The organism is Photorhabdus sp. CRCIA-P01, assembly GCF_003545805.1.
Classification (GTDB): Bacteria; Pseudomonadota; Gammaproteobacteria; order Enterobacterales; family Enterobacteriaceae; genus Photorhabdus; species Photorhabdus antumapuensis.
The window spans coordinates 49,406-55,908 of the sequence record NZ_NMQR01000030.1 but is presented as its reverse complement, the minus strand read 5'-3'; the positions used below and the strand labels follow the sequence as shown (position 1 = coordinate 55,908).

General features: G+C 40.0%; 5 protein-coding genes and 1 pseudogene. 2 read left to right on the top strand and 4 right to left on the bottom strand.

Annotated elements, in window-relative coordinates:
- Nucleotides 1–478 precede the first annotated feature (478 nt).
- Together D3222_RS16875 and mdtD are read left to right on the top strand one after the other, a co-directional pair.
- A pseudogene (locus D3222_RS16875) lies at nt 479–1,159 on the top strand (FadR/GntR family transcriptional regulator); the annotation flags it as partial.
- Nucleotides 1,160–1,228: 69 nt separating this feature from the next.
- Entirely contained in the window at nt 1,229–2,620 is a 1,392-nt protein-coding gene (gene mdtD / locus D3222_RS16870; RefSeq protein WP_118987190.1) for a multidrug transporter subunit MdtD, read from the top strand.
- On the opposite strand, the gene rbsR is transcribed toward mdtD, so the two are convergent.
- The 4 genes from rbsR to rbsC all read right to left on the bottom strand — a co-directional run bounded on the left by rbsR (nt 2,617) and on the right by rbsC (nt 6,500).
- On the bottom strand, nt 2,617–3,618 hold the full coding sequence (gene rbsR / locus D3222_RS16865; RefSeq protein ID WP_118987189.1) for a ribose operon transcriptional repressor RbsR: 1,002 nt from the start codon (nt 3,616–3,618) through the stop codon (nt 2,617–2,619). The two genes, mdtD and rbsR, sit on opposite strands and share 4 nt — an antisense overlap.
- A gap of 2 nt (nt 3,619–3,620) precedes the next feature.
- Nucleotides 3,621–4,550, bottom strand: a complete 930-nt coding sequence (rbsK, locus tag D3222_RS16860; RefSeq protein WP_118987188.1) for a ribokinase — start codon at nt 4,548–4,550, stop codon at nt 3,621–3,623.
- A gap of 63 nt (nt 4,551–4,613) precedes the next feature.
- The gene (rbsB, locus tag D3222_RS16855) at nt 4,614–5,504 is read right to left on the bottom strand and encodes a ribose ABC transporter substrate-binding protein RbsB (RefSeq protein WP_118987187.1); all 891 of its coding nucleotides are present in this window, start codon (nt 5,502–5,504) and stop codon (nt 4,614–4,616) included.
- A 24-nt stretch (nt 5,505–5,528) separates the two neighbouring features.
- Nucleotides 5,529–6,500: a ribose ABC transporter permease gene (gene rbsC, locus D3222_RS16850; RefSeq protein ID WP_118987186.1), complete on the bottom strand. Its 972-nt coding sequence runs from the start codon at nt 6,498–6,500 to the stop codon at nt 5,529–5,531.
- Between the last annotated feature and the right edge of the window lie 3 nt (nt 6,501–6,503).

Sequence of the window (6,503 nt, the reverse complement as noted above, 5' to 3'; positions counted from 1 at the left end):
AGTTTGATGCTCAAAGAAACTGACCGTTCATTCGTAATGAATTCACTGTTGTTCACTCTTCAAGACTTTAAAACGTATTTTTTGATGATACGGTCTTGTGAGTGCCCACACAGATTGTCTGATTAATTGTTAAAGAGCAGGCTGAATTAAAAAATGACATTCTCGTTCAGCCGGGCTGCGTATACTACGCTTTTCGCCCGCAGAGTCAAGCGCTTATTTGCTTTCCCTCTGCCTGACCTCACAATGTTTATCAGCGTTGTGTCGGTCAGTGGGGGCGCATTATAGGGCGTTCTTCGGCGCTGGCAAGTATTTATTTAAAAAAAACCATCGTTCGCGCATTTTTTCAACAAAACTTGTATTTGTGTGTTTTTTCTATACAAAAACTGATGACATCGACAACAATTATTCCCAAACTAAAGTAATATAAGTAGACAAATGCGGGAAAGGGTTCAAATCTACTACGCAATTTAAAGAATAAAGAAAAGCTTCCCAGAAAAACCTTGCTTATCTTTTAGCTGAAAAAATCGGACAACAGATTTTGTCTGGTGAATATCAAGCTGAAACTATCCTCCCTGGTGAAATAGAACTCGCTGAACAATTTGACATCAGCAGAACTTCTGTTCGTGAAGCAATAAAAATACTTGCAGCCAAAGGTATGCTATTACCTCTACCTCGCCCACATATTGGTACTCGAATCATGCCAACAATTCATTGGAATTGCCTTGATCAGGATTTATTAAAGTGGTGGATGAATCGTGACAATCTTAGCCAAGTGGTTGAACATTTCCATATGGTAAGATTAGCAATAGGAGAACCACAAGCTTGCTTTCTTGCTGCATAAAATGCCACACAACAATAAAAGAAGCAGTTCTTACAGATAGTAGATGAAATGTATCTACTAAAAGAAAATTTTAACCGGGAAAAATGGATAGAGATTGATTACCAGTTTCACTACACCATTTATAAATCTTGTGGAAATCCATTCTTATGTTCTTTTACCAACTTATTTCATTTGGTTTACCAGAACTACTTCAAAGCTGTTATTTCCGATAAAGTTGTACAACTGGAAACTCATAAAACAATTGTTAATTCAATCATCCAAGGTGATAGTCACAGCGCACTTCTCGTTTGCCAAAAGTTATTAACAGAGCGCGAATGATCTTATATAGTAGTGTTTTAGATTAATATCTAATCAAACATTAGCTAGATAAAATAAGTAGGATTATTAATGGTAAAAACCGCTCGTAATATGGCGGGGCTACCCTGGATTGCTGCAATAGCTTTCTTTATGCAAGCTTTAGATGCAACAATTCTCAACACAGCATTGCCCGCTATTGCTGAAAGCCTCAAACATTCACCTCTGGCGATGCAATCTGCTGTTGTCAGCTATACTCTGACTGTCGCTTTGCTAATTCCAGTCAGTGGCTGGTTAGCAGATCGTTTCGGTACCCGCCGGATATTTATGCTTGCTGTATCCTTATTTTCTTTAGGTTCCCTTGCCTGTGCTTTGTCAGGTAATTTAGCTTTTCTAGTTGTTTCTCGTGTAATTCAAGGAATTGGTGGTGCAATGATGATGCCAGTTGCTCGCCTTGCTTTATTACGTGCGTACCCACGCAGTGAACTTCTATCTGTTATGAATTTTGTCACCATGCCAGGGTTAATAGGGCCAATTCTTGGTCCTATGCTCGGTGGGTTATTAGTCACTTATGCTACCTGGCACTGGATATTTATTATCAATATTCCAATTGGTTTATTGGGGATTATTTATGCTAAAAAGCATATGCCTAATTTTACAATGCCAAAACGTTCATTCGACTTTTTCGGTTTCATACTTTTTGGACTGAGTTTGATAATGGTTTCTGTCAGTTTGGATTTACTAGGAGAGAGTTCGTTACCAGGCTATATACCTCTGACAATTATGGTTGGTGGTTTTATGGTATTATTTGGTTATCTGATGCATGCTAGAAAACAAATCCAACCCCTTATCAGTCTGAAATTATTCCGTATTCGCACATTCTCTATCGGTGTTATAGGTAATATTGTTACACGCTTGGGAACGGGTTGCATTCCTTTTCTGATGCCTTTGATGCTACAAGTTGGATTTGGCTATTCAGCGGTCATTGCCGGAATGATGATGGCACCAACAGCTATTGGTTCTGTTATAGCCAAATCTTTCGTTACTAATGTATTAACTCGCTTTGGATATCGTAAGACGCTGGTTAGCATAACAATCATTATTGGATTAATGATTTCTCAATTTTCACTGCAATCACCAGAAATGCCCGCTATCCTTTTGTCTATTCCACTATTTTTACTGGGTATGGCTGTATCCATTCAATTTACTTCGATGAATACCATTACTCTCGCTGATCTGACCGATAATAATGCCAGTTCAGGAAATAGTTTATTAGCAGTAACTCAGCAGTTATCTATTAGCTTCGGTGTTGCAGTAAGTGCAGCTATTCTTCGTTTCTATGAATCGATACCTTATGGAACAACCGTTGATAACTTCCACAATACTTTTATTACCGTAGGAATAATCACTTTACTCTCTTCTTCCACCTTCCTGTTATTACATAAGGAAGATGGAGATAACATGATCAAAAAAAAGAATACCTAAGAATGAGAAACTGAACTACGCTCAATCAGTGTCGGAGTTAATACTAATAATTTAGGATCACTTTCTGGGTTATCCATCCGATAAAGCAAAGTATCAACAGCTAATTTTCCTAACTCATCTTTTGGCTGATGAATGGTTGTCAACGGTGGGATCATATAAGGGGCAAGGTCGATATTATCATAACCTATGATGGAAATATCACCCGGCACAGAAAGCCCCGACTGGTACAGAGCCTGATAAGCGCCAACGGCCATTGCATCATTTCCGGCAAAAACAGCTTCTGGCGGTTCTGGATGTTGTAGTAATTCCTGCATTGATTTAAAACCACCAGCAAATTCAAAATCACTATGAATTTCATATCCGTCAGGAATAATAAGGCCAGCATTTGCCATTGCCTTTCTATACCCCTTCAATCGATGATTAGCAGGTGTTTTATCTTGTGGACCTGCAATACAGGCTATTTTTTTAAAACCACAGCTAATAAGGTGATTAGTAGCTATCTCACCACCCAACAAGGAGTTGTCCTGAATAACATCACTGACAATATCAAATGGAGACCAATCCATCATAACCATCGGTAAAGGAGGATAACGGCGCAAAACATCACAGGAGCTGTGTTGATTTTCAGTACACATAACCAGCACTCCATCTACTCGCTTTTGCAACAAAGTTTCCATGCTGTAATCCATTCGTTTGGCATCACCTTCTGTATTACACAAGATAAGGCTGTAACCACGCTCATAACAGCTTCGTTCAACCCCTCTTACAATTTCAGCATAAAAGGGATTATTACTGGTCGTTACCAACATACCAATGGTCTTGGTTTGCTTGATTTTAAGACTTCGTGCAAGCGCTGATGGCGTATAATTCAATTGCTCAATCGCATCATTAACTTTCTTTTTTACACCATCACTGACATAACGATTATTATTAATAACATGAGATACAGTTGATGTAGAAACACCTGCAAAACGAGCAACATCTTTCATTGTAGCCACAGTCAGTCCTGTTCAGTTAAAAATGCATCAATTTCATTTCGCCACGGGACGGAAGGCTGAGCTCCCTGACGGGTTACCGCTATCGCAGCAGCAGAATGAGCAAATCGTATGGCAGATAACATGGGTTTTCTTTCCAATAATGCTGTCACCAACGCACCGTTGAAAGTATCTCCTGCCGCAACAGTATCTACAACGTTAACTTTAAATCCCGGAACAATTTTTCCTTTCTGACCGTTTTCACTCAACCATACACCACGGCTACCCAATGTGATAATTACCGTTTCAATACCTCTATCATGCAGTATTTGAGCCGCATTTTCTGCATCTGAATCATTTTCTACTTTAATTCCAGTGAGATACTCCGCTTCAGTTTCATTCGGTGTAATGATATCCACCAGCGAGAGCAATTGATCAGATAATTTTCGGGCCGGCGCCGGATTGAGTATTACTTTTGTATTATTTTGTTTAGCTATCTCTGCGGCAAGTTGTACAGTTTCCAATGGAGACTCAAGTTGCATTAATAATGCATCCGCCTCTTCAATAATATTTTGGTAGCGATAGAAATATTTCGGTGTCAGTGCAGCATTAGCCCCCGTATTGATACCAATCACATTTTCACCTTGCTGATTAACGAAAATCAACGCTACACCGGTTGTTTCCCCTTCTATAACTTCAATGCCAGAAGTTTTAACATTATCCATTGCTAACTGCTGGCAGATACGGGAACCAATATCGTCCTCACCGACACAAGCAATAAATGCAATATCAGCACCACTGCGACCTGCTGCTACCGCTTGATTAGCACCTTTACCACCAAAAGCAATCTGGTATTGTTTCCCGATCACCGTTTCACCCGGACGAGGGAACGATTCAAGATTCAAAATATGGTCAGCATTAATGCTGCCAAGCACTGCAAGTTTTGCTGTACTCATTACATTTATTCCTTTTCAATTATGCCGTCACCACCATCAATGAGTAACGGCACAAATACCGATTTATTTCTTAATAACCAGCTCCAGTTCTACAGGAATAACAGCATCAACTTTTTCGCCTTTCAGCACCTTATCCGCTGTCTGAACACCAACGATACCTATTTGATCAGGACGCTGAGCGATTGTCGCGCCTAATTTTCCACGTTGAACAGCTTTGATACCATCTCCAGTACCATCAAAACCAACAACTAATACATCGCTTTTACCTGCTGTCTGTAAAGCACGCAAAGCACCTAACGCCATCTCATCATTTTGAGCAAATACAGCTTGTACAGCCGGATGAGCCGTCAGTAAGTTCTGCATAACGTTCAGTCCCTTGGTACGATCAAAATCAGCAGGCTGACTAGCCAGCACATTGAATTTATGTTCCTGTGCTACCTTATTAAATCCTTCACCACGTTCACGGGCAGCAGAAGTGCCGGCAATACCTTCTAGCTGAATAATGTTGGCTTCATTCCCCAATTTTTCGGCGATAAAATCACCCGCTATTTTACCACCCAAGCGGTTATCAGAAGCAATATAACTGACAACAGCACCTTTATTCGCTATCCGATCTAGAGTAATGACCGGAATTTTGGCATTGTTAGCCATAATAATGGCATTACCAACAGCATCGGAGTCAGTCGGGTTAATTAGCATGAGTTTAGTACCACGTACCGTCAAATCCTGAACATTGGCTAATTCTTTCGCTGGATTATCCTGAGAGTCCAATACAATTAGGTTATAGCCCAACTTATCCGCCTCTTTTTGAGCACTCTCTTTCATGGAGACAAAAAATGGATTATTTAGTGTAGAAATGACTAGCGCGATAGTATCTTTCGCTAACGCATTTACACTTATAGTCGCGCCTAGTGCAACAGCAGATAAAATTGTGACTAATTTCTTCATTCTCATTATATTATTTCCTGTAGGATGAGGTTATTTACCACTTTTGTTATCAACCAGAACTGCCAGCAATATTACACTTGCTTTAACAATCATCTGGTAGTTAGAAGAAATACCTAATAAATTTAAGCCATTATTTAAAAAACCGAGGATTAGCGCACCAATCAAAGTCCCCGTAATTAATCCCTTACCACCAGCCAGACGGGTTCCGCCCAAAACGACAGCAGCAATAGCATCCAATTCATAACCACTCCCCGCCATTGGTTGAGCAGAAGAAAGACGGGCCACTTCAATAATACTTGCTAATGCCGTCAGTAAACCACATAAGGTGTAAACGATAATCTTGATTTTATCGACACTGATACCAGACAAACGGGTAGCCGATTCATTACCACCCAGAGCATAAATATAACGACCTAAGCGGGTGTGGTGTAGGAGATACCATGCAATAACAAAAACGATCAACATCAGCCATATTGGAGTAGGAATTCCCAATGGGCGACCAATACCAAACCAGCCAAACAGATCCGCATTATTACTGAATCCTGTATTTATTGGGCTACCATCAGTATAAACGCGGGTTATTCCACGAAGTAATAACATCATGACCAAAGTGGCAATAAAAGCCTGTACTTTACCTTTCGCAATGATTATTCCTGTACAAGCACCGATCACAGCACCTAAAGCCAAAGCCCCCACTATAGCCACCAGCGCATTAACTTCCATACCAACCAATGAAGCTGCTACTGCGCCTGTTAATGCAAGCAATGAACCAACAGACAGATCAATACCCGATGTTAAAATAACCAATGTCATCCCAACTGCCATAATGGCATTGACTGATGTCTGTTGCAGAATATTAAACAAGTTATTTAACGTGAAAAAATTTGGGCTAAGAGAAGAAACTACGGCTATCAATACTAACAACGCAATCAATGACTTTTGTTTCAGTAACCACTCTTTAGTAAACCAACACTTAGATGTCGGTGATATGTTCGAATTCATACT